22 protein-coding genes are annotated in these 24,568 nt (G+C 42.3%); 18 read left to right on the top strand and 4 right to left on the bottom strand.

Annotation, left to right across the window (positions count from 1 at the left end; genetic code table 11):
* Positions 1–495 (bottom strand): hypothetical protein, encoded by a 495-nt coding sequence (locus tag D469_RS21200; protein ID WP_018923551.1) that lies wholly within the window; start codon positions 493–495, stop codon positions 1–3.
* A gap of 204 nt (positions 496–699) precedes the next feature.
* Here D469_RS21200 and D469_RS0111525 point away from each other — a divergent pair, with 204 nt between their 5' ends.
* Positions 700–2,040 (top strand): cytochrome P450, encoded by a 1,341-nt coding sequence (locus tag D469_RS0111525; RefSeq protein WP_018923550.1) that lies wholly within the window; start codon positions 700–702, stop codon positions 2,038–2,040.
* 122 nt (positions 2,041–2,162) lie between these two features.
* Here D469_RS0111525 and katG read toward each other — a convergent pair whose 3' ends face one another.
* Entirely contained in the window at positions 2,163–4,385 is a 2,223-nt protein-coding gene (gene katG / locus D469_RS0111520) for a catalase/peroxidase HPI (protein ID WP_018923549.1), read from the bottom strand.
* Between the two features lie 500 nt (positions 4,386–4,885).
* On the opposite strand from katG, the gene D469_RS0111515 reads away from it, so the two are divergent.
* The 8 genes from D469_RS0111515 to D469_RS0111485 all read left to right on the top strand — a co-directional run bounded on the left by D469_RS0111515 (position 4,886) and on the right by D469_RS0111485 (position 10,899).
* A complete protein-coding gene (locus D469_RS0111515; protein WP_018923548.1) occupies positions 4,886–5,431 on the top strand; it encodes a hypothetical protein in 546 nt (181 codons plus the stop codon).
* Between the two features lie 18 nt (positions 5,432–5,449).
* A complete protein-coding gene (locus tag D469_RS22575; RefSeq protein WP_051081192.1) occupies positions 5,450–5,701 on the top strand; it encodes an alpha/beta fold hydrolase in 252 nt (83 codons plus the stop codon).
* Between the two features lie 53 nt (positions 5,702–5,754).
* Entirely contained in the window at positions 5,755–6,111 is a 357-nt protein-coding gene (locus D469_RS22570; protein WP_051081191.1) for an alpha/beta fold hydrolase, read from the top strand.
* A gap of 365 nt (positions 6,112–6,476) precedes the next feature.
* On the top strand, positions 6,477–7,484 hold the full coding sequence (bioB, locus tag D469_RS0111505; protein WP_018923547.1) for a biotin synthase BioB: 1,008 nt from the start codon (positions 6,477–6,479) through the stop codon (positions 7,482–7,484).
* 867 nt (positions 7,485–8,351) lie between these two features.
* Positions 8,352–8,543 carry a cysteine-rich CWC family protein gene (locus tag D469_RS0111500; protein ID WP_018923546.1) on the top strand — a complete coding sequence of 64 codons (192 nt, stop codon included), beginning with the start codon at positions 8,352–8,354 and terminating at the stop codon, positions 8,541–8,543.
* 181 nt (positions 8,544–8,724) lie between these two features.
* Positions 8,725–9,336, top strand: coding sequence for a polysaccharide deacetylase family protein (locus D469_RS0111495; protein WP_018923545.1), 612 nt, complete (start codon positions 8,725–8,727; stop codon positions 9,334–9,336).
* 120 nt (positions 9,337–9,456) lie between these two features.
* Positions 9,457–10,233 (top strand): STAS domain-containing protein, encoded by a 777-nt coding sequence (locus D469_RS0111490; protein ID WP_018923544.1) that lies wholly within the window; start codon positions 9,457–9,459, stop codon positions 10,231–10,233.
* Positions 10,234–10,515: 282 nt separating this feature from the next.
* Positions 10,516–10,899, top strand: a complete 384-nt coding sequence (locus D469_RS0111485; protein ID WP_018923543.1) for a DoxX family protein — start codon at positions 10,516–10,518, stop codon at positions 10,897–10,899.
* A gap of 94 nt (positions 10,900–10,993) precedes the next feature.
* Here the strand turns inward: D469_RS0111485 and D469_RS0111480 are convergent, their stop codons facing one another.
* Positions 10,994–12,385: an LVIVD repeat-containing protein gene (locus D469_RS0111480; RefSeq protein ID WP_018923542.1), complete on the bottom strand. Its 1,392-nt coding sequence runs from the start codon at positions 12,383–12,385 to the stop codon at positions 10,994–10,996.
* A gap of 541 nt (positions 12,386–12,926) precedes the next feature.
* Between D469_RS0111480 and D469_RS0111475 the strand changes: the two genes are divergently transcribed.
* Positions 12,927–13,349, top strand: coding sequence for a CBS domain-containing protein (locus D469_RS0111475; protein ID WP_018923541.1), 423 nt, complete (start codon positions 12,927–12,929; stop codon positions 13,347–13,349).
* Between the two features lie 127 nt (positions 13,350–13,476).
* Here the strand turns inward: D469_RS0111475 and D469_RS0111470 are convergent, their stop codons facing one another.
* Positions 13,477–14,049: a cupin domain-containing protein gene (locus D469_RS0111470; protein WP_018923540.1), complete on the bottom strand. Its 573-nt coding sequence runs from the start codon at positions 14,047–14,049 to the stop codon at positions 13,477–13,479.
* Between the two features lie 295 nt (positions 14,050–14,344).
* On the opposite strand from D469_RS0111470, the gene D469_RS0111465 reads away from it, so the two are divergent.
* The 8 genes from D469_RS0111465 (at position 14,345) to D469_RS0111425 (ending at position 24,521) form a co-directional block, all read left to right on the top strand.
* A complete protein-coding gene (locus D469_RS0111465) occupies positions 14,345–14,935 on the top strand; it encodes a hypothetical protein (RefSeq protein ID WP_018923539.1) in 591 nt (196 codons plus the stop codon).
* A gap of 181 nt (positions 14,936–15,116) precedes the next feature.
* On the top strand, positions 15,117–15,689 hold the full coding sequence (locus D469_RS0111460) for a hypothetical protein (protein WP_156816976.1): 573 nt from the start codon (positions 15,117–15,119) through the stop codon (positions 15,687–15,689).
* 498 nt (positions 15,690–16,187) lie between these two features.
* A complete protein-coding gene (locus D469_RS0111455) occupies positions 16,188–17,060 on the top strand; it encodes an ROK family protein (protein ID WP_018923537.1) in 873 nt (290 codons plus the stop codon).
* A 305-nt stretch (positions 17,061–17,365) separates the two neighbouring features.
* Positions 17,366–19,168: a sigma 54-interacting transcriptional regulator gene (locus tag D469_RS0111450; RefSeq protein WP_018923536.1), complete on the top strand. Its 1,803-nt coding sequence runs from the start codon at positions 17,366–17,368 to the stop codon at positions 19,166–19,168.
* Positions 19,169–19,426: 258 nt separating this feature from the next.
* On the top strand, positions 19,427–20,608 hold the full coding sequence (locus D469_RS0111445) for an iron-containing alcohol dehydrogenase (RefSeq protein ID WP_018923535.1): 1,182 nt from the start codon (positions 19,427–19,429) through the stop codon (positions 20,606–20,608).
* 35 nt (positions 20,609–20,643) lie between these two features.
* Positions 20,644–21,978, top strand: coding sequence for a GntP family permease (locus D469_RS0111440; RefSeq protein WP_018923534.1), 1,335 nt, complete (start codon positions 20,644–20,646; stop codon positions 21,976–21,978).
* 79 nt (positions 21,979–22,057) lie between these two features.
* Positions 22,058–23,524 (top strand): CoA-acylating methylmalonate-semialdehyde dehydrogenase, encoded by a 1,467-nt coding sequence (locus D469_RS0111435; protein WP_018923533.1) that lies wholly within the window; start codon positions 22,058–22,060, stop codon positions 23,522–23,524.
* Positions 23,525–23,675: 151 nt separating this feature from the next.
* On the top strand, positions 23,676–24,521 hold the full coding sequence (locus D469_RS0111425) for an AraC family transcriptional regulator (protein WP_018923532.1): 846 nt from the start codon (positions 23,676–23,678) through the stop codon (positions 24,519–24,521).
* Positions 24,522–24,568: the final 47 nt, after the last annotated feature.

Here is a 24,568-nt window from a genome sequence, read left to right as displayed (position 1 = left end):
TTACTGCCTCCTGTTCCTGAGGTGATGCAGGGCTTCTTGCAGAGCTTGCGGGTCGCCATTGTCATGGGAGTGCTTTTCTTGCAGCAGCTTTCGCGCAGAATTTTGGTCCAGTTTGCTTCGGTTGTATCTCGGTTTTGCCTCATCTTTTACCAGCCTGGGACCCTCTGGCTTTTCATGAAACTTTCCATTTTCCTCCTCTGTTAAAATAAGCAGTCTTTCCTCCAACTCATCTAATTTCTCTTCGATTTGCCTCGCCAGCTTGGCTACATTTGCAACATCCTGCTTGGTTGGCACGTTCAGCTGCTGTGCTAGTATTTCGGTATAGTGCTGCAACGTCTTTAGGCGCTCAGCATGAGTTTCCAAACGAGCGTTGGTTCTTTCGACGATTATTGGGTGATTTAATAGATTTTTGATGTACGTATTAAGATAATCTTCTGATTTAAGCCCAAGTGTTGCCAACAGTTCTGCTAGTTCCCCCTTACTGCTTTTGGTCATGCTACCCTTCCTTTCATTCCTGATTTTTATACAGAACCCTTATTTTATATATATACACAATGAAAAGGACTCGTTCCAAAACTGTATGTTTGCATGAGCAGCAGGTGCGCATTCTTCATGCTTCTCAACGTATATACAAGCAAGTCTATCGTGCATTCATACACTACGTTGAGTGGAAGACCTTAACTAAGGAGGGGAATTTCCATGAAGAAGCCATTTCCTCCGGGACCGCATGGAAAGTTGATTTCTGGTTCCTTAGAAGACTTTCAAAAAAATCCACTCCAATTTTTACAAACGGTTTCCGAAGAATATGGAGAAGTAGCTCGGTTTAGATTTGGTCCGACGCAGCAGGTTTATTTCATTTCAGATCCTGATTTAATTAAAGAGGTGCTAGTGAAAAAGCAGCGTCATTTCGTTAAATCACGGGACTTGACAATGCTAAAGCCAATTATTGGAGAAGGACTTTTAACTAGTCAGAAGGACCATCATTTACAGCAGCGAAGACTGATCCAGCCAAGCTTTAAGAAAACGGATATTAGTAAATACGGCGAGGATATGGTTGAGACCACGAACGGTTATATCCGCGAATGGGTAGAGGGAGACATTCGAAATATTACAGACGAAATGATGAATATAACGTTGGGGATTATTTCAAAGACGATGTTTAACATGGAGTTCAATGAAGGACACCGTATTATCGGCGGACCAATGGATAAAGTGATGAGATCAGCTATAAAAAGAATGCGCTCTATCGTCCCTACGCCACTTTGGCTTCCTACCAAAACAAATCGTGCCTATAGAAACGCTGTAGAAGAGCTCGACCAAGTGCTTTACAAAATTATCGAGAAACGCAGGGAGTTAAATGAGGAGGCGGACGATTTACTTGGAAAATTGATGGGGGCAAGAGACGAAGAAAATGGAAAAGGAATGTCTGATAAACAACTTCGTGATGAATTAATGACAATTTTTTTAGCTGGACACGAAACGACGGCGAATGCGTTGTCTTGGACTCTTTATCTCCTGTCCCAAAACCCTGAAGCCGAAAAAAAGTTGCACGAGGAAATAGACCAGGTGATTGGAACGGACGAAGTAAGACCGGAACACTACCAGCAACTGCCCTATGCTCAAAATGTCATTCATGAATCGCTCCGTCTTTGTCCACCGGCTTATGTCATTGGAAGGCAGGTCGACGAAAAGGTGGATATTGGCGGTTATTCATTAAAAAAGGGCGATATGGTTTTAATGAGTCAATATGTCATGCATCGAAAAGAGAAATACTTCGAGCAGCCAAATGAGTTTATCCCTGAAAGGTTTGAGGATGGATGGAAGGATTCTGTTCCGCCTTATGCATATTTTCCATTCGGCGGCGGGCCAAGAGTCTGCGTCGGGCAATACTTTGCCATCATGGAAACCGTACTTGTATTAACATGCATTGCCAAAGAGCACCGCTTAAAGCTCGCTTCAAATGATCCAAACGTACGGGCTACGCCTCTAATCACATTGCGCCCAAAAGGCGGCATACGAATGAAGATAGAAAAAAGATAGAGAGCGTGGTGATGAACAAACATGGTGCCTGCCCCCCGCCGCTTTAATGACGGGGGTCAGGCACCAAAAAAAGGTACCACAATAAAAACGGCCGCCAATTGTATTGGCGGCCGTTCACTATCTTAATTACTTGTTAGTTGTGCTTTCTTTAGCTCAGCTTTATCCAGGTCGAAACGGTCTGCATTCATGATTTTGACCCAGGCGTCGATAAAGTCACGCACAAACTTCTCTTGGTTATCATCTTGAGCGTAAACTTCTACCATTGAACGTAGAATGGAGTTTGAACCAAATACGAGGTCGACTCTAGTTGCTGTACGGACCAGTTCACCTGTCTGACGGTCGCGTCCTTCATAGAGGTTATCTCCTGCAGGCTCCCATTTGATTCCCATATCTAGAAGGTTCACAAAGAAGTCGTTAGTAAGCGTACCGACGCGATCCGTGAAGACACCGTGTTCTGTGCCATCATAGTTCGTGCCAAGCACACGCATACCGCCAATAAGAACGGTCATTTCTGGTGCTGTAAGCGTCAAGAGCTGGGCTTTGTCTACTAGAAGTTCTTCTGGACTTACGCTGTACTGCTTCTTCTGATAGTTGCGGAAGCCATCAGCGTAAGGCTCTAGTACATCGAAGCTCTCTGCATCTGTTTGCTCTTCTGTAGCATCACCGCGTCCTGGGGCAAACGGAACCTTTACGTCAAAGCCGGCATTTTGTGCAGCTTTTTCTACTGCCGCGCTGCCACCTAATACAATCAAATCGGCAATGCTTACTTTTTTATCTAGCTGACTTTGAATGTTTTCTAGTACAGTCAATACTTTTTCAAGCTGTTCCGGCTGGTTCACTTCCCAATCCTTCTGTGGAGCAAGACGGATGCGTGCACCATTGGCGCCTCCACGCATATCGGAACCGCGGAACGTGCTGGCGGAAGCCCAAGCAGTTGTTACGAGTTCACTGATGGTAAGTCCGGAGTCTAATAGTTTCTTTTTCAATTCTTCGATTTCTGCATCTGTCAATTCATAATCAACTTTTGGAACAGGGTCTTGCCAGATAAACTCTTCCTCAGGAACTTCTGGTCCAAGGTAACGGTCACGAGGACCCATGTCACGATGCAAGAGTTTAAACCAAGCACGGGCAAAGACGTCTGCAAACTCGTCAGGGTTCTCATAGAAATGACGGGAAATCTTTTCGAAGTCTGGGTCCATACGGAGGGCCATGTCAGCAGTCGTCATCATCGTTTCCACACGTTTAGAGGAATCTTCTGCATCTGGAGCTAGATCCTCTTCTTTTGGATTAACTGGCTTCCATTGATTGGCACCGGCAGGGCTCTTCGTTAGCTCCCACTCGTATCCGAACAACAGCTCAAAGTAGGAATTGTCCCACGTTGTTGGAGTAGGCGTCCAAGCTCCTTCAATTCCACTCGTGATCGTGTAAGCCCCGTGGCCACTGCCGTACGTGCTGCCCCAACCAAGACCCTGGGCCTCAAGAGGGGCGCCTTCTGGTTCTGCACTAACATGCTCCTCGGCATCTCCTGCACCGTGTGCTTTACCAAATGTATGCCCACCTGCAGTGAGTGCAACCGTTTCTTCGTCGGTCATTCCCATGCGCCTGAAGGTCTCACGAATGTCATGAGCACTTTTCAGAGGATCTGGCTCACCATTTGGACCTTCCGGGTTTACATAGATAAGACCCATTTGCACGGCAGCAAGCGGATTTTCAAGCTCACGGTCGCCTCTGTAACGTTCGTCACCGAGCCATTCCATTTCAGGTCCCCAGTTAACATCTTCTTCCGGATGCCAGATGTCAGGACGTCCTGCACCAAATCCAATCGTTTTTCCACCCATGGATTCGATCGCTACATTCCCTGCGAGCACGAGTAAGTCGGCCCAAGATAGTTTGTTACCGTATTTTTGCTTAATCGGCCATAGCAAACGCCGTGCTTTATCAAGGTTTCCATTATCCGGCCAGCTGTTAAGTGGAGCAAAGCGCTGTGAACCAGTGCCGCCACCGCCGCGGCCGTCACCTGTACGGTACGTACCAGCTGAGTGCCAAGACATACGAATAAAGAATGGCCCGTAATGTCCGTAATCCGCAGGCCACCAATCCTGGCTCGTTGTCATTAGCTCGTGCAGATCCTTCTTAAGCTCATCATAGTCTAGCTTTTGGAATTCTTCCGCATAATCATAGTCTTCACCCATAGGGTTCGATTTTTTATCATGCTGATGTAGAATGTTTAAGTTTAATTGTTCTGGCCACCAGTCTTGATTTGTTGTACCGCTGGAGCTGCTGCTCGTATTGCTTGCGTGACTAAACGGGCATCCTCCAGAGTTATTATTACCTTTAGTGTCCATATGTCTTTCCCCTTTCATTGCTAAATTAATTTAACAAATAATTATGCCACCAAATGTTAAAAGCGATAAATTGTTAGGCGATAATTATTATTATGTAATCATTATAATAAATTGTTGCTGAAACATAAAGAATTTTAACTTATGAAAATCCTAAATTTCTTCTAATCTGCATTAACAGGGATAATAACGGTAGCTTAAGAGTACGTTAAAAGTTACACTCCCGGACCCGTATTTGGTATAGTTATATGAACTTTTATCTATAAATGCTAGCGAAAGTAAGAGTACAACTAGTTGGAAAACGACCTTTACCTCACTTCTATATGATGTTTATGAGAAATATTGCACGTAAAAATCAAAACGGTTTGGTATAAGGACGGAACGTAATGGTTAACGAACATAAAGAACGGGTGAAAACAAAGGAAAACCAGGATTCAAGACGAAATAAAATATAGTACTAAATGAAAACAGTAGTAAACAAACGGAAAGCGAGGAGTTGAATCATGGATGAAAACATAAAACATGAATTTGAGAAATCAAAATCAACTGATAAACAAGAGCAATATGAGGCGTATCAGCATCTTCTAGCAGCAACCGAACAAAAAGTGGATTGGGCTTATGACATTTGGGACCAGCTAATAGAAGATTTATCAGATAAAGATAATCATCAGCGGGCAAGAGCTGCTCAATACCTGGCGAATTTAGCTAAAAGTGACCCGGAAAATAGAATGTTGCGTGATTTTTCAAAACTATGGAAGGTGACAAAAGATGAAAAATTCGTAACAGCTAGACATAGCCTAAAATCAATTTGGAAGGTAGGATTAGCTGGCCCAGAACAAAAAGAGCTCGTTATGCACTATATGGTCGATCGCTTCCAAACTTGCACCGTTGAAAAAAACTATACCCTCATTCGCTCAGATATAATCCAGAATTTGAAATATTTATATGATTATTTGCAAGAAGAAAGCATTAAAGAAACAGCGCTTATGTTAATTGAGAATGTAGAGGAAACCAAATATCAGAAAAAGTATAGGTCGATATGGAAGTAACCTTAAAGGGGGGAAGAAATGAACGATAAACGAAATGAGCAGTTGATAAAAGAGTATGTAGAAATTGAAGGGCATAGATTTGGTATGTTTATTGAGTCAACGGATGAGGCAAATCCGGTTCTCTTGTTTTTGCATGGTGGGCCTGGTTTTCCGCAGTATGCCATGATTAAGCAGTCAGGCCTTGATTGGGCAGAGGACTTCACCGTTTGTTACTGGGAACAAAGAGGAACGGGGATGTCTTACAATGCAAAGACGCAAGGAGAGCGTTAGTTGCTGACACGGTAGAAATAACCACGTATTTAAATAAATACGGAGGAGGTGTTATGCAGACAGGCTATTCTCAGTGGCAAGGAATGAAGGAGATCTTAACGTGTAAGGCGTATTCAGGGAAAGAACGATTGAACGTGCCAAAGGGGATTTTTGCAACGTATGATGCCTTGAGTGAAACAATGGCAAAAGTGGATGCTGTGCGTTGGGCTCCCCGTTTTGAAATACCTGTCTTCATTATGCAGGGTGTATATGATTATCAAACAAGCTACAACGAAGCAAAGCGCTTTTATGAGAAAATTGAAGCTGTGGAGAAAAGGTTTTATACATTTGATCATTGTGCTCATTCTCCGTTTATAGAAGAGAAAGAGCAATTCATCCATATTTTAAAAAACGAAGTGCTGAGCGTGTAATAACAAATGAAGGAGTGGCTCAAGAGGATTAGGCGGTCCATGTGTTTGGAGGGTGTGCTTTCATCTAGTCTTTGGAAGGTACTATCAGTTGAGCCATTACTTTTATGGAAACAAAGGGGGCTGTCCAAAAAGGGCAGCCCGTTTTTCATGTGCAGGATTGAAAATGGTTTTATGTAGATAATTTACGAAGATTTGACAAACGGAAAGAAAAATCATACATTTTTATCGTTAACCTATTTATTTATTTGGTTTACAATAAAAGAGGCTATAGAAGGGAGCGGGGGGATCGCAGTGCCACTGGAGGAAGATTTCTTGGGTAATGATTGAATGAAAGCAATTTTAAAACAGATGGGGGATATAGGGATATGAACCACTGGATGGAACTTACGAAACGCGTGTTACATAACGAAGAACTAACGAGAGCAGAGGCGCTGTCTATATTGGAATGTCCAGATGACGATGTGTTAATGCTTGTACATGCTGCGTTTCAAATAAGAAAGCAGCACTACGGAAAAAAAGTAAAGCTGAATATGATCATGAATGCGAAGTCTGGCCTATGTCCGGAAAACTGCGGCTATTGTGCTCAGTCTTCGATTGCTGAAGCGCCGATTGATTCTTATAGAATGGTCAACAAAGAGACTCTCCTTGAAGGGGCAAAGCAAGCTAATGATTTAAATATAGGCACATACTGTATTGTTGCTAGCGGCAGGGGCCCTTCAACTAAAGAAGTTGACCAAGTTGTTGAAGCAGTAGAAGAAATCAAAGACACGTATGGGTTGAAAGTTTGTGCCTGTCTTGGTCTGTTAAAGCCTGAGCAGGCGGAACGGCTAAAAGAAGCAGGGGTAGACCGGTACAATCATAATGTTAATACGTCCAGAAGCCACCATTCAAACATTACAACGTCACACACGTATGATGACAGAGTCAACACGATAGGTGCAGCAAAAGAATCAGGCATGTCTCCGTGTTCAGGTGTCATTGTAGGTATGAAAGAAACAAAGCAAGATGTTATTGATATGGCCTACAGTTTGAAAGCCCTGGATGCAGATTCAATCCCAATCAATTTCTTGCATGCCATTGACGGTACACCACTTGAAGGGGTAAACGAGTTGGATCCGCTCTATTGTTTGAAAGTGCTGGCCTTGTTTCGTTACATCAACCCAACCAAAGAAATTCGTATCGCAGGCGGCCGGGAAATGAATCTCGGTTCTTTACAACCATTAGGATTGTATGTAGCCAATTCAATTTTTGTAGGAGATTACTTAACGACAGCCGGACAAGAAGATACAGCAGATCATAGAATGTTAGCCGATTTAGGGTTTGAAGTAGAGACGGTCGAAGAAATGAAGGCAAGTTTAGCAGAAGAAAAATAACTGAAAATCGTTTCGGCTGAGATTGCATTTTAGAAAGCATAGAAGCTGTCTTATCAGAGGTTTGGAATTTGGTAAGACAGCCTTTTACCATGATTGGGAGGGGATAAGATGATAAGAGATGCTCATACAGAAGAACCTTTATTCTAATTAGGAAAGGTCCCTTCTCCTTTGTATGAAAAACTGCGAGCGCACATCCTGTTTCTAAGGCCACATTATTAAAATATCCAGGCTGGTATGTCACCGGATATAACGAAGCACTGGCCATTTAAAAGATACAAAGTTTCAAAATCGCAGCACGCTCCCGCAAGCTACCAAAAGATATCAGACGCTGGGAAACGTCCAAAATGATCTGACATTGTAGGCGTGCCGGAAGAGGATAGGGAGAATGTTCATTTTTGTCTGGGCTCAACCCTGGCTCGAGTAGAAGCGCAAATTGCTATCCAAGTTCTGCTCCAATGAACATCAAACCTTGAGCTTGCTGCAGATGCTCTCAATTGGAAGGATCTCGTTGGTTTCAGGTCCTTACAAGACTTGCCAATCACTTTTACATAATCGGGAAGCGGGGATTTGTTTCCATCACGATGGATAAAAGTTAACTATGTGAGCTGCCCCCGTAACAACTGCCCGTCTTTTGGCAATGCCCCAAAAACCTGCTGCCCGATGGATACAATTAATCAAGGCAGAGGCGTCGTAGCCTCTGCTTTTTATGAGGCTGTCGCTTCACTCTTCACAACAGGTTACTTTGCAAAGAATGGGTTGGTGATCAATTCGAAACACCATTTATTAAATTTGTTTGTATATACTATAAGCAACGATATCGCTTTTATGGCATACTCGACGTAACTAGAGATGTGAGGAGAGAGTAGAGTGGCTAATATTTATTGTCCGTTATGCGGAAATGAAAATAAATGTCAGGCTCGGACTGTAGAGTATGGTCAATGCTGGTGTAACAGAGTAGAGTTTCCACGGGGGATTTTTGAACTCGTTCCTGCAGAGAGTAAAAACAAGCATTGCATTTGTGAAAAGTGCGTGGAGGCTTACAAGAAAAACAACGTCTGAGTTTTACAAGGAAGAGGCGTTCAAGTTGATTGTTAACAAAAAAGCGTCTCAACATGTTAACTGTTTTACATAATATAGAGGGCAGATTTCTCTTGCAGTTGGTATGTCTTGTATAATGTGAATTTCCCTGCAAGCAAAAAGGAGGGAGAAGATGTCTCCAAAAACCTTCCATCCATGAGTAGTGGATAACGAGGTCGTGTACGACTTCCACGATGACAGATGGATAAAAAATATCAAGCAAATTAGACCTGCGCAAAAAGAAGTTATGCTGACGTTTGATGACGGTCCTAGCCGGAAGCTCCATCCGCTATTAGATGTTTTGAAAGAAAAAGAAGTTCCTGCGGTATTCTTCTGGCAGTCAAGGTTGTTATATAAACAAAGGCCTTGGAAACGAGTGATTCAGGAAGGGCATGTGATCGCCTCTCATGCTCATAACCATAAGAATTTAACAACATTACCGAAAAGTGAACAGTATAAGCAGATTAAAACGAGTGTAGATAAAATACGAAAAATTACAGGCGACAATGTTCACTATTTCAGACCGCCTTATGGTCAATATAATGAAGAAACAATGGATATTTTAAAAGAGTTAGGTTTACTCCCTGTGATGTGGCAAATCGCAGCCTGCGACTGGGAAAATAAGCACACCCCTGAGAGGATTGTTGCTAACGTGGTGGGCCATTGCAGACCCGGTTCTATAATCCTCCTCCATGAATTAGAACAAACGTTGACAGTACTTCCACAACTCATTGACACCATTCGAAGAGAAGGCTTTGAATTTGCTTTATTTTAGTATGACCTGTCGCCAAGATATTACGAGCCTGGGGTCAGGACTACATACAATCCGCTTTTAGCAATGAGTGAAGTATATTACTATTTGAATAACTAATTCCCTCTAAAGGTGGCATGTTGAATGAATTCACAACTCCCTATTCATATATCAGGCACAGATGCTTTAAATAGCATCGGAGAAAATATTATTATCGCTGATAACGAATTTAGTGTGATCTGGATGAATGAGAAAGCAATTGAAATAATGAACGCTATTGCCCCGTTGTATGGTCTCACCCAGGCGGAGGATATGATTGGTTTAAATATGGATGACTTCCATACAAAGCCTGAGCGCCAGCGCCAGTTGATGGGCAATCTAGAAGACGGCCATCGAGCGAGAATTAATATTCGAGGCCAATTTTATGCTGATATTGTAATCACTCCTATAAAAAATGCGAATCAGGACGAGCAATTTGAAGGATATATGGTTATGCTGATGGATGTCACCTCGCAGGCAGAAGAAGAACAGAAACGGGAGAAATTAATCGAAGAATTGTCGGTGCCAATACTAAAAATCTGGGAGAAAACGATAGCTTTACCATTAATCGGTGAATTAGATGCGGCCAGGGGAGAAACCGTTATAGCAACCGTGCTGGAGGAATGTGCGTCAAACGGCATCGAATATGCCATCATCAGCTTAAACGGTATAGATCGTTTCGACGAGAGTGTTCGCTATAACCTTCAAAAGTTGTATGATTGTCTGCAATTAATAGGGGTTGAGTGCATTATAGTAGGTATCAAACCACAGCTTGCCCTGACCATACAGGAGTTAAAAAATACTCTTACATTCAGCGACTCCCATGCTGGTCTAAGATATATAATAGAACAACAAGAAAAGAAACAGTCAACATTCATATAAGAGCCAGTGCTATTTGCTAAAATACATGGGTGCTAGGCCATGCCCTTTGTGTTTAAAGGACGCACTATTTCTATTCGTTCACGGTGGAATTACGTATAAAAGTAGAAAAAGCCGATTGTTTTCATTAAACAATTGGCTTTTAATCGTGGGAGGATTCCTTTTTCATTGCTAATGTATTCATACACTAACTAAGCCTTGTTCAGTTAAAGAAGGTTCAACTCCAACAGTTATATAACGTAACTAATACGTTAATCATATATTGAAAAACAAGGAGTGACCGGTATGTTGAGAAGACATGAATTGGGCGCGCTGATTTTACGACTTGTGCTAGGTTTTACCTTTTTCCTTCATGGATTAGATAAATTCACAGGAGGAATTGACCAGACCGTTGCTCATTTTGATAGTTTAGGCATCCCTGGTTTCTTAGGGTACGTGGTAGCGCTTATTGAGTTAATTGGTGGAATAGCGATGATCGCAGGAATTGGGACACGTGCCGTAGCTGTTTTATTTGCTTTTATAATGGTGGGGGCTATACTCATTGCAAAGCTTCCTGAAGGTTTCTTAGGTGGGTATGAATTAGATGTAGTCTTATTGGCAATGTCTGTTTATTTTATTATTGCTAATCGCTCCATACTTGCGATCGATAATATATTCTTCGATAAGTAGAAACATAAGGGCTGGTCGCGCAGAACCGTGGTAGAGAATATAAAAAGCAGGAGCTATGCAAACGCTCCTGCTTTTTTATTAAATAGACATTCGGTTAATTTTGCCGATTATTGCGTTCCAACACTTTTAAACCAGTTCCCATATCTGAGGCAAGAATGTAGTTGCGGTCAACAAACACACCCCAAATATCTGATTCTTCTGGTACATATTGTCCGACTTGTTCAGGAGAAGCTGGGTTAGTGATGTCTACGGCGCGAACCCCGCCAGCATAGTGAGAAAGATAAAGGGTGTTGCCGCGGACTTTAGGATCGTGAACTGTATTGGCGAAGGTGGTTCCATCTTCAATATTGTCAACCAATTCTGTTTTAAATTCGCTTAACAGAGCTGGGCTGGAAGGGTCTTTAATATCAAAAATGCGTGTGTAGCCGTAGCCTTCCTCATATCCATCCACGGTGGGGTTACTAACCTCTCGTGTTTCAATTAAGACATTGCCTCCCCGCGCTAGAGCGGCAGAGTGAGCGGCTCCTTGCTGGTCAGATGCAAAGTCAGTGCGCCCCAAATACTCAGGGTTGTCTGGGTTGGAAATATCAAGAATGACTGTACCTAAATCCCAAAATGAGAGAAATGCTTTAGTGCCGTTTTGATTCGTAATGGCACTATGAGCAAAAACCGGACGTTCATTACCATCAGGAGCATTCCAATTATAACCGTTAAATTCTTCTTCAACTTCATCTAATTCACGAGGATCAAATTCATAGATCGTTTCAGGATTGCTAGGATCAGAGACATCCACCAATTGGAAATCCTTAGATTCCCCTTCTGTAAAGAAATCAGCATAAGGGTTAGCAGTGAGCACTAAGGGGCGATTCCCCTGGGTTGTTAAATACAATTCATGGGTGCCGTTCGTCCGTTTATCCACTTCCCAAAAGCCTAACCGTTCTGGGTCTTCTGGTGTAGTCACATCATAGAGCAAGAACCCTCCTTTACTATCAGGGTTATCCCGATCTGTTTGCTGAACGCTTACGACCGCTAAGTCCCCTCTAAAGTCAGGAGTGTTTACCGTTTTGACAATAACTTTTTCCTGCCATGTGCCGGGAATTTCGTCAGCAAATTGAGCAACTTTTTCTGGATTGGATGGATCTTGTAAATCAAACACATGGACCCCGCCATTTGCATTGTTACCTGCAGAAACATGGGTGCCGGTGTATGCATAACCTTGATGAGCGTAAACATCTGCCATGGTTATGTCATAGCCATCTTCATGAGGCTCAAGCTCCTTTGCAGCCGCTTCGTGGAGGAATTTCATATTTTTGTCGCCTTCTATTACTTCACCTTGAAAATCAATATCTCCATAGTCGTCTTCCCACTTGTCCAAATCGCCGCCCAGCCAATCGTGGGCCTCGCTCGTGGAGGCAAAACTAGAAAGCATTAAACCAACTGTTAATCCTCCAGCGACCGCACTAGTGACAATAGTCTTTTTCTTCATCTACTCACCCTTTCATATATTTGGATCTATAGTAAACGTAACAAAAACGAGGAAAGAGAAGGATTGGCCAATCTACCTAAAATTTCGCCCCTCTAAATAGGTGTAAGGGAGAAAGTAGTAATGGCAGGGGGCAGAAGAAAAAGCGGAATAAACAAAGAAAAGCGATTGTTTCTGTTTAAAGAGGAGTGAAAAACATAATAAAATACAGCCGTTTGCAATGGGATAATCGATGTAGCTCCACCTGCATGAGTATTAAAGGTAGACAATCTTTGACAAATGTTCTCATGATTTACTTTGTATTAAAAAGTGATTTGCTTTCTAATACACATTCTAATAATAGAAGAAACCGATATATACTCACTCTAAAGGCCCATCATAGATGCTCTTAAACTACAATGGTGTGACTCTTAGCCCGGGCCTTAACTCTATTGAGGTCAACCATAACAAAGGCTCAGCATCCAAATTAACGTTTGAGAATCTATTGAGTTGGCAATTACAACAAATAGCACCATAAGACTCTCTTAAGAAAGGTGGTTCAACTGTGAGTGTAGTAAAAGAGTATATGACACCTAAAGTAAGAGAAGCTAGTTCGTCTGATGATTTGGCAACGTTGGCCAAGCACATGAGAGATGAAGATGTAGGTTTTGTCCCGGTGGCAGAAGATGATAAATATGTAGGCGTGGTAACCGATCGCGATATTGTGGTAAAAGGCTTGGCAAAAGGGAGTTCTGACCAAGTGAAAGCTTCTGACATTATGACGAGGAAGGTCATCACTGGAACGACAAACATGGAAGTCGAAGAAGCAGCCCGCCTGATGCAGGAGCATCAGATCAAACGACTCTTAGTAGTAGAAAATAGTACGGTAGAAGGCGTTGTTACACTCGGTGACTTAGGGTATGAAGGTGCCACCGAAGTAGCAGCAAATGTTGTGCGCGAAGTATCAAAAGGTGCTGCAAATAACTAAATGCAAACTGAAATGAAGAATAAAAAAGGTGCGCTCGTTGAAAACGTTCAACAGCGTACCTTATTTTAAATTATCAACATTCGCCTTTACCAGATTCATTTTTTAGCAAGAAGAGCAGGTGCTGTATTTAAGAGGCATGTTCGGGTGGTTTTTCGATCGGGACATATTTACGCCGCAGTTCTGCCTCTATCCCTTTTTTCTTAGCTTTCTTCACCAGTATGTTGAAAAGAAAATTTTGCAGCAGGAGAGGCATTTTCGTGAGTTTAGTATCTTGCATGTCTAGAATTAAAGCAGATTTCAAAAGGCTTTTTGGCGCCCCTTTTTTGTTTGATTCACCATCTGCAATAATTCCGTATAGCATGCGCATAGAATCTTCGAATTCGTGGGGAGGGGTAATCTTCACATGAAAGCTAACTGGCTGATTGACGGAAGCGTTCTTAAACTGGTGATGCACCGTTTTTGGTACGGTCCTTGTTCCGCCTGCCTCTAAAATGATTAATTCATCTCCTACGATTAACTCAAGTTCTCCTTCGATCACTTCAAATGCTTCTTCGAACGCTAAATGGTAATGCTTGAGAGGTCCATCACCTCCAGGTGGCAGGTCTACTTTAATCAATAAGTATTCACCATTTGTCTCTGCTGTAGTTTCTAAAAAGGTAATCACTTCACCAGTTAAAGCGTGGGTAATTGAACGATCCATTCATTTTCCTCCCTATACAAAGTTAGCGATACTATACTGAATTTTCAGAAAAAAACAGTGCGCTTGCAATGTATATATGTATTAGTATATATGCCAAAAAAACTGAGAAGAAAACTTAAACTTTTTCTACCTCTTCGCCTATTAAAGGATGAGATATTAGGGGAGGATCATTCTCGCTATAAAACGGGAGATACAATAATGAACTGAAATGTTTGGGTTCCCGTTCATTGCTGTCTTGTTTCGGGGTATGTTACGCTTTGTCTTTACTGCTAAACCATGTTAAGGAGAACAATGGATGAAATTACTTACGTCTTTGCTGACAGCTGTATACTTTGTTTGTTTCAGCGCTTACTTTTTACTTAATATGTATGAACGGTTTGCTCCATTTGGTTCGGATCCTGCAGCTGGTCTGGTTGGAAGCTTTATGGTCGGTGGCTTTTTCGTCCTACTACCAGTTGCTTCGCTGGTGTTCTTGTTTGTTTTCTTGAGGAATTTCAAGCGTTGGCACGTCCAAAAACTGTTGGTATCGGGACTCATTTCGTGGTTTATCTTCTATGGACTTCATTTTTTAGGAGTTCCTGTTACGGATTTTATGGGAATTCAGCTACTTGTAACTATACTTACTTTTATTCTGTTACTTCGCCATAAAGGGAATGATTATGGTAAGGGTGTTGTGCTCGGGTTTACTTTAGGGTATAGCGTGACGGTGTTACTTCCTTTTGCACTTGGAAGTACTCACTGGTATGAAACGGTTTTGTATGCTGGAATTATTGGTCTACCTTTAGGTGAGTCTATACCATCTCTTCTTTTTCTAATCACTGCAAGTGCAGTTGGTGGCGTAGTGGAGAAAAAAGTATCCGATAGAGAAGAGAAGCACATACGATAAGCTTTGCCACAGTTGTCGAACGTGGTTCCGGAAAACTATAAGTGGGAGATTGAAAACAGCCATCTCTTGTTGGTACATGGCTGTTTTTTTATGAAATTAATCCTCTATCTGAAGGAACCGGCGGGACTGGTCGTTCAACTTGATAGGACTTACAAGAGGAATGATCGAAGGGAAGGTTACTGTGAGAGTATTACTCGCTTTATGTACAACGCTAATAATAGGGTGGTGTGGTTTTTTCGCGACCATATCAATTTTTGATCGAATTTTCTTTCAAGAACCTGGCCAAGTTAATGGGCTTATTCATTTACTAGGTATCCTGGCGTTGTCGCCAGTCATTTTTATCGTCTTATTTGTTACTTTTTATTTAAAATGGAACGATTGGAACATTAAAGCACTATTATTCGTTACTATCGGGGTAATTTGGTTTAGTAATTTGATAGATTTACTAATAGACGGAGCACTTAATAAGCACGAAATCCAAATATTATTGATCATTGCCGGCTGCATTTTACTAAAATTCACTCCTGCGCCCCCGTATAAAAATGGCGCTGTAGCAGGTGCTATTACTGGTTTCTTTCTATTTTACAGTTTTGTCTTTTTAAATAGTTATTTTAATAATCTGCTCACCAACAGGTTGGCGCCAATTACGGTTTTGACTGATTTAGACGAGTCCATGCGATGGGTGTTTTTACTCGTTGTAGCTTTAATGTCATGTATGGGCGTACTAGTACAAAGACAGCGCCTAAAAAAATAGATGATGATTCTCATAATTAGCTGAATAACTCTTTAAAGTTATTCTCTATATCAAACACGCTAGAATCCACTTATTGGGTATCTTTTGTATGCAGCTCCCCCCTCAGAGCTTGGAAAAGGAAATTGCATCGTTCTTCTCTCTTCCTCATCTTCAGGCTACCAAATTCCGGGAATGAATGCTCCCTCGTCATTGACCCGTTTGACGTGTTCCTTGTAGGAGGCTTGGTTTTCTATGTTCATGAAGGGTATGTCTTTCGCTTCTGATCCAACGAATAAAACAGGAAGTGTGCAGTAGAACAGGATATCGTTAAAAGGAAAGTAGATACTGAAAATAAAAGCCTCTGCTTTTTTACTGCGTGAGCCTATGAAAAGATGTGCCGGCATAGGTGAATTGAAAGTCTCAGCATAGCAGTATAAAATGAAGGGAGCGCTTTGATTTGAGGAAAGAAAACCTCTTACATACAGAAGTGAAATCGAATAGGAAAGGTTGTTGCTAAGCATGGTTTATGGAGCAATTGAAGCAGGTGGTACAAAGTTTGTATGTAGTGTCGCCAATCCTGATACGTTTGACATAATGGATAGCGTTACAATCCCGACAACAACACCACCTGAAACAATGAAAGAAGTATTTGCGTTTTTTGATCAGTTTTCACTGCGATCCATTGGAATTGGCTCGTTTGGTCCAATAGACGTGAATACATCTTCCGATACGTATGGTTACATTACCTCGACCCCAAAACCGAATTGGGGGAATTATCCGCTGCGCCAGGATGTGGCAGAACGTTATAACGTGCCGGTGGCCTGGACGACTGATGTAAACGCTGCTGCTTATGGTGAGTATCATAAAGGAAGCGGCAAAGGTCTGAACAGCTGCCTGTATTTAACGGTAGGTACAGGTGTTGGCGGCGGAGCGATTATTGACGGCCGCATATTAGAAGGGCATGGTCATCCTGAGATGGGTCATATTATGGTACAGAAACATCCAGATGATAAGTACGAAGGGGCGTGCCCTTATCACAGCAACTGTTTAGAAGGGTTGGCAGCGGGGCCGGCAATCGAAGCGAGATACGGAGCTAAAGCTCAAACATTGGCTGACAAGGAAGAGGTATGGCGTTTAGAAGCCCATTATTTAGCCCAGGCCCTCGTAAGCTATACACTGGTTTTACGACCAGAACGGATTATTTTAGGGGGAGGCGTGATGCAGCAACCTCATCTTCTGCCTCTAATTCATGAAGAATTCAAAACCTTCATGGGAGGCTATGTTCCGACTGATGATTTAGAATCATATATTGTAACACCTGGATTAGAAGGACGTTCTGGCATTGTAGGCTGTTTATTGCTTGCGAAAGAGGCCGAGGCCGAATCACACTAAAAAATATACAAAACTAAGCATGGCAAACAAACTCATTAGTGCTCTAAAAAACAGCTTCGGTATTTTATCCGGAGCTGTTTTTTAAATGGGGGGCTGTAAATATCTAAGGACACATTGGTTAGAAAAATAAGAAACGAGGAGGTCATATAACGTTTCTCATAAAGATTTTATCAAGTGATATAATGGAAGCAACTATCGTCCAAGGGAAAGAAGTGGCTCTCATTTCTGTTGGCTAAATGTATACTTTCGCAATCAAAAGCACGTGCAGCCAAGAATAAGCTCGGAAACAAAGGGGAGAAGGTAAAATGAGTCAGCCGATGGATCGATTATCGTTTGCAAATGCCCATAGCAGCGAAGTAGGTTATGAAGTGAAACATTGGATGGAGACGCCTTATATTTTAATGGTCGACAATCGGCAGCTGAGCCATGTGCTGGAAATGTTAACTCTCAGCAAGGGACAAGATCTGATTGTTATTTCTCGTGATCATGAAGTGGAAGGGCTTATCACCCAAGAAAAAGTTAATGAACTGTTGCAAAGTGGCTTCGCGTTGGATCAAAAGGTTGAAGATCGTTGGATCGAAGCGACAACCGTTAGTTTTCCAGATGACTCTGTACTAGATTTACCTACTCAGCAAAAGACACTCCCTGTGGTTAATTATGATCATAAGCTGGTTGGCACCGTAAACTCCGCACAAATTCTGGACGCTTATAAAGCATTCAGTTCATCTAGCAAGCATAATGCAGAAATATTGAGTGTGGTGCTTGAAACTGCTTATGAAGGCGTGGCAGTTGTGGATGCAGACGCTAACATTCAAAAGATGAATGAAGCTTATCGAAATTTTTTAGGGATAAAGCCAGATGAAGATGTAAATGGAAGAAGCGTTACTGAAGTAATCGAAAACACCCAACTACATAAAACCGTCGAAACTGGTATTCCTGAACGGGGAAAAACGCAGATTATCCAAGGCCAAAAGATGATTGTCCACCGCATTCCAATCTGGAAAGATAATCACGTCATAGGTGCCATTGGGATGCTCATTTTCGAAGGTGTAACTGATCTATACCGCATTTTAGAAAACGCGACACAAATTCAAACAGCTGCATCTCCCGCCAAAGAAATAGTAGCAAGCGGTCAAAACCGAAAGAAATATACCTTTGAAAATATGATCGGTGAAAGCAGTGCGTTGCAGGTAAGTAAAAGTAAAGCGAGGAAAGCTGCACAAACAAAAGCAACTGTATTGATTACGGGGGAAAGTGGCACAGGTAAAGAAATGTTTGCTCAATCCATTCACAACATGAGTAAAAGAGAAGAAGCGTCTTTTGTAAGCATCAATTGCGCTGCAATTCCAGAACAGTTATTGGAAGCGGAATTATTTGGATATGAAGAAGGTGCCTTTACAGGAGCCAAAAAAGGCGGTCAGCCGGGAAAGTTTGAAATCGCAAACGGCGGTACACTCTTTTTAGATGAGATTGGCGATATGCCTTTGCAAATGCAAACGAAGATGTTAAGGGTGTTAGAAGAAGAAGAGGTTGTACGAGTGGGAGGCAGCCACTTTATTCCCCTTGATGTGCGTATTATTGCTGCTACTAATCAAGATTTAGCAGAAAAAATTAAGAGTGGCGAGTTTAGGGAGGACCTTTATTATAGGTTGCATGTCATCCGTATTCAAATTCCCCCACTGCGAAATCGAAAAGCAGATATTCCAGATTTAATTGAATACCATGTGCAGACGGCCGCGAAAAAGCACCAGGTAAGCCCGAAACTATTGGAAAAGAAGGCAATGTCTGCTCTTATGAGCTATGAGTGGCCTGGTAATATTCGCGAATTGGTAAATGTAGTCGAACAATTACTCACGCTAGTAGACACAGACAAAATCAGACACCAAGATTTGCCGGATTATTTGCAAGCGCATGAAAACAGCATAGAGGCCGGCACAAATCTCCCTCCGATAAAAAAAGAACGAGGAGAACATGAAAAAGCAGTAATTGAAGCAGCTTTAGCAGAAGCTGAGGGGAATAAAACGAAAGCAGCCAAACAATTAGGGATTCACCGCACCACCTTATATAAGAAAATAAAAGAATACCAGCTTCAGCTATACTGTATATAAAAATCTACATATGTTGCACGCATGTGTAGATTTTTATATACACTCTTTTTGGGCAATAGCTTCAGCGGCAACAAACAAGAGATTACTAATATAAATTTTTACACGTATGCTCATCACCTCTACGTTGCTTCGGTTCAGTGGTTTGCGGGGGCATCGAACAGAGGATTAAAAACTAAATACGTGGCTATTGCTCCTTTTGTAGAATTGGCACACTATTTGCAATCATATAGTGTGACGAAGAAAAAGGAGGTTTTATATGTGCCCTGCTCACAAGTCAATTTGCCTAGGAGTATTAATTATGGACAAGGTAGTTTTAAAACAGTAGGCGAAGAAGTAAAGAAAGTAGGAAATAAAGCACTCATCATAAGTGACCAAGTCATGTACGATTTAGGATTGGTTAAAGAGTGCCATAGTTACCTTGAGGAAAAGGGAGTCACGTATTTTGATTATTTAGGGGTTCGTTCAGAACCAACTGACCATTATGTACATGAAGCGTTAGAACTCATACAAACAAATAAGTGTGACGTTATTATAGCTTTAGGCGGTGGAAGTTGTATTGATACGGCAAAAGCTGTCGCTGTATTAGCTACAAATGGTGGAGAAATTAGTGATTATGTTCAAGACAAGACAACAGCTACAGACAATCCACTTCCGCTGGTAGCCATTCCTACGACAGCAGGGACAGGATCTGAGGCTACAGATGTAACCGTTATCACCAATACAAAAACAGACGTTAAAATGATGATTAAACAGCAGGCTTTTATGCCGGAGATAGCCATTGTTGACCCGTATTTAACGATTACTTCTCCGAAAAGCACAACTGCTGCTACAGGGGTAGATGCGCTGACTCATGCGTTAGAAGCTTACATTTCAAAGAAAGCGCATGCATTTACGGATGACCTTGCTTTATCAGCGATTAAACGAATTACCGAACATATTTTAGAAGCGTACCAAAACGGTGAAAATGTAGAAGCTCGCGATGAAATGATTTATGCTTCAATGCAGGCGGGCATGGCCTTTTCTAACTCTTCTGTTTGTTTGGTGCACGGTATGTCTCGTCCGATTGGAGCTTTATTTCATGTTCCGCATGGAATTTCAAATGCGATGCTGCTTCCGGCTGTATTGGAATATTCCAAGGTGGAGTGCCGGGAGCGTTTAGCCGAAATAGGGTTGTATTTATTCCCTGAATTGAAAAGGCTTACAGAACTAGAACTCTCAGAAAAGGTAGTCCATACCGTTCTCTCTCTGTGCAAACAATTAGATATCCCTAATTTAAAAGACTGGGGAGTAGGTGAAGAAGAGTTTAACACTGCTTTAGATAAAATGGCAGATGATGCACTTGAAAGCGGAAGCCCTGCAAATAACCCGAAAGTACCCACTAAAGAAGAAATTATATCTCTCTATGAAACAGCTTTTGGTTACGAATATGCACACGTGTAATAAGGTGACGAAATGCTAAAGAATGGAGAGGTACCATGTTAAGTTTTATCGGGTTATTTGCTTCATTGGCCTTGCTAATTATACTTGTTATGAGAGGCATTAATATCATCATAGCCGCATTACTCTCTTCTATCCTTCTGGCCTTCACCGGTGAAATTCATTTAAACACTGCTTTATCTGTTTATTATATGGAAGGGTTTACAGGCTATTTTGCTGAATGGTTTTTGATCTTTTTACTAGGAGCTATTTTCGGTAAGGTCATGCAGGATACGAACTCAGCTGAATCTATCGCTGAAACAGTACGGCGGACGATGGGCCCGCAATGGGCAGTGTTTGCTGTAGTTGGTGCCTGTGCGATTATGACGTATGGTGGAGTTAGTCTATTTGTAGTCGGGTTTACAGTATATCCGATAGCCGTGTCGTTGTTCCGGATTGCTAACTACCCGCATCGTTTTATTCCGGCAGCTTTAGTATTTGGGTCGATTTCATTTACGATGACCTCGCCAGGTTCACCAGAAATTCAAAACTTGATACCTGCTGAGCATTTTCAAACCACACCGACAGCAGGCGGGTTTGTAGGAGTATTTACTGGCTTATTCATTATGACGGTTGGCGGTCTTTGGTTAAGACACCTAGTGCGAAAAGCAGTCGCACAAGGAGAGACGTTTGAAGTGCCACCTTCTAGTCCATTTTATACCCAAGAAAAATCAGTTGAAATTGCAGCAGCTGCTGATGGCTATGCTGATAAAAAGTTGCCCAAACCTATATTTGCGATCCTTCCTCTAGTTATTGTCATCGGGGTATTAAATGTTCTTTCATTCTATATGCCTACAAAAACAGCAGCATTAGTCGCATTAGTGATGGGAATTGTAGCTACATGGGTATTTAACCTAAAGTTTGTTACTGAATACTGGAATTCACTAGCTGCCGGTGCGCAAAACTCTCTCGTAGCGATTGCCAACACATGTGCTGTAGTAGGGTTTGGTAGTGTAGCGGCCCAGGTATCCTCTTTTCAAACATTCATTGATGTACTGGTCAACTTGGATGGTCCTCCTTTATTAGGGTTAGCTATTGCTGTTACAGTAATTTGTGGGTTAACAGGATCAGCTTCAGGTGGACTAGGTATTGCTTTACCGATCTTAGCTCCTATTTATTTAGCAAAAGGCCTTGATCCTGGTGCGATGCATCGGATTTCAGCCTTAGCTTCTGGCGGCTTGGATTCACTGCCTCACAATGGCTATGTAGTGACAACGGTGAGAGCGATTTGTGGGGAAACTCATAGAAATGCATATAAGCCTATCTTTCTTGTAAGCGTTATCGTGCCAATGGTTGCTATGTTGATAGCTGTAATTCTTTACTCACTCTTATAACGAGTTGATAAGAATCTTTCTCCACGGATTTTTGGTTTATAATTGAAAGTAGAAAATAATCTGAAAGGGAGTATGATTTATGACAGTAGCACGAAAAGAAACGAATCTGAAAAATTTCATTAATGGAGAATGGGTAGAATCAAAAGCAGAAAACTATCAAAGTGTGCCAAACCCAGCGACAGGTGAAGAAATCGCTAGAGTGCCGATTTCTACAAAAGAAGACGTGGACCAGGCCGTAAACACGGCAAGACAAGCCTATCAATCTTGGAAAAAGACGCCTGTACCGAAGCGTGCTCGTATTTTGTTCAAGTACCACCAGCTATTGATGGATCACTACGAAGAATTGGCTGAATTGATTACCCTTGAAAATGGCAAGACTTATGACGATGCGTATGGCGAAGTACAGCGGGGCATTGAATGTGTAGAATTCGCTTCTGGAGCGCCAAATTTAATGAAAGGCGAAATACTCCCTGACATTGCCACAAACATTGAATCAGGCATGTATCGTTATCCAGTAGGGGTAGTTGGAGGAATTACGCCGTTTAACTTCCCAATGATGGTGCCATGCTGGATGTTCCCGCTCGCTATTGCTTGTGGAAACACCTTCGTGTTAAAACCATCAGAACAAACACCGCTACTCGCGGAAAAACTTGTCGAGCTCTTTATGGAAGCCGGCTTACCGGAAGGTGTGCTTAACATTGTCCACGGAGCTCACGATGTCGTAAACGGCTTACTTGAGCACGAAGAAGTGGATGCAATTTCTTTTGTCGGCTCGCAGCCAGTAGCTGAGCATGTTTATAAGACGGGTGCCGACCATGGGAAGCGTGTTCAAGCGTTAGCCGGGGCTAAAAATCACTCCATCGTTCTTGGCGATTGCGATATGGATAAAACAATTGATGGAATTATCGGTGGAGCCTTCGGCAGCGCCGGTCAACGTTGCATGGCGACTTCTGTAGTCGTTGTTACTGAAGATATTGCTGATGAAGTGATTGAGAATTTGAAGCAGGCAGCAGATAAGCTGACCCTGGGTGAAGGGATTAATTCGAACGTAACGCTTGGTCCTGTCATCCGTGACACTCACTTACAAAAAGTTCACAAAGCCATTGATGAAGCAGAACAAGAAGGAGCTAAGCTAGTGCGCGACGGGCGCCTGGATGTTCAAGAAAACCTCCCGCCAGGATTCTACCTCGGTGCAACGATCTTTGATGAAGTGACAACAGATATGAATGTATGGGAAAAAGAAATCTTTGCGCCTGTCCTTTCAATTGTGAGAGTGAAAGATTTAACCGAAGCCATTGAAGTGACCAACCAATCTGAATTTGGTAATGGCTCTGTTCTTTATACTTCTAGCGGTAACGCAGTCCGCCAGTTCCGTGAAGATATTGAAGTTGGCATGCTAGGTGTAAACGTTAATGTGCCAGCCCCAATGGCCTTCTTCCCATTCTCCGGCTGGAAAAAGTCATTCTACGGTGACCTTCACGCCAACGGCCAGGATGGGGTTAATTTCTATACCCGCCGCAAAATGGTTACTTCACGCTGGTCGTAAAAAATGAAGTATTTCACCCCTGGTGTTTTCTAGCACCAGGGGTAACTTATGCAGCTAGGATTTTTCATTTCTTCCTTGCAGTAGAGCGCACGAATTGTCGGGGAAGGTGGAGCTCTGCTTGCTATAATCTTAAGTGAAAGGAGGTTAGGTGATGGATGTGTTAAAACGGATGAATGAGGCCCTCCGCTATATTGAGGAGCACATAACCGCAGAGATTGATTATAAGGAAGCTGCCAGGCAAGCGTACTGTTCAGAGTATCACTTCAAGCGACTTTTTTCCCTGCTGGCTGGTATTCCGCTGTCAGAATACGTACGGCGCAGACGGTTGACACTGGCAGCCTTTGATTTACAAGAACAAAATGTAAGAGTAATTGATGTGGCCATGAAGTATGGGTATCATTCACCGGATGCATTTACACGGGCTTTTCAAAACATGCACGGAGTAACGCCAACCGAAGGGCGGAATGAAGAAGGTACCTTAAAAGCATATCCACGCCTTACCTTCCAATTGACCATTAAGGGAGGAACAGAAATGAATTATCGTATTGTGCAGAAGGAAGCGTTTCACGTTGCAGGTGTAAAGCATCAATTAAAGATGATAAATGGTGAGCTGTCTCCGAGTTATGATGAAATTGTAAACGCCATTGCAGATGAGACATATGCTGAAATGGAACAGTTGTCATCTGGAGAACCCGCAGGCATTGTTCATGTCACGGCTGATTATTCGGAACAAAAGGATGGCAATGCTACCTTGGAGCAGTATATTGGAGCGGTGACCACTGCTCAGCAGGCAGAAGGCTACTCAGTTCTTCATGTTCCTGCTTTTACTTGGGCTGTTTTTACAGTGGAAGGATCTTGGGAAGTGGTGGAATCGAATTGGGAAAGAATTTATAGCGAGTGGCTGCCAACAGCAACATATGAGTTGGCAGAAGGACCAGAACTATTAGCGAGTGTGGATAACGCCAGCGAGATTTGGATCCCGGTAGTTAAAAAATAAAATCGGGGCAATATGTGGGGCTGTCCCAAAAGGGCAGCCCCCTATTC

The organism is Salsuginibacillus kocurii DSM 18087 (assembly GCF_000377705.1).
GTDB lineage: Bacteria > Bacillota > Bacilli > Bacillales > Marinococcaceae > Salsuginibacillus > Salsuginibacillus kocurii.
This window is presented reverse-complemented; position numbering and strand designations above follow the sequence as displayed.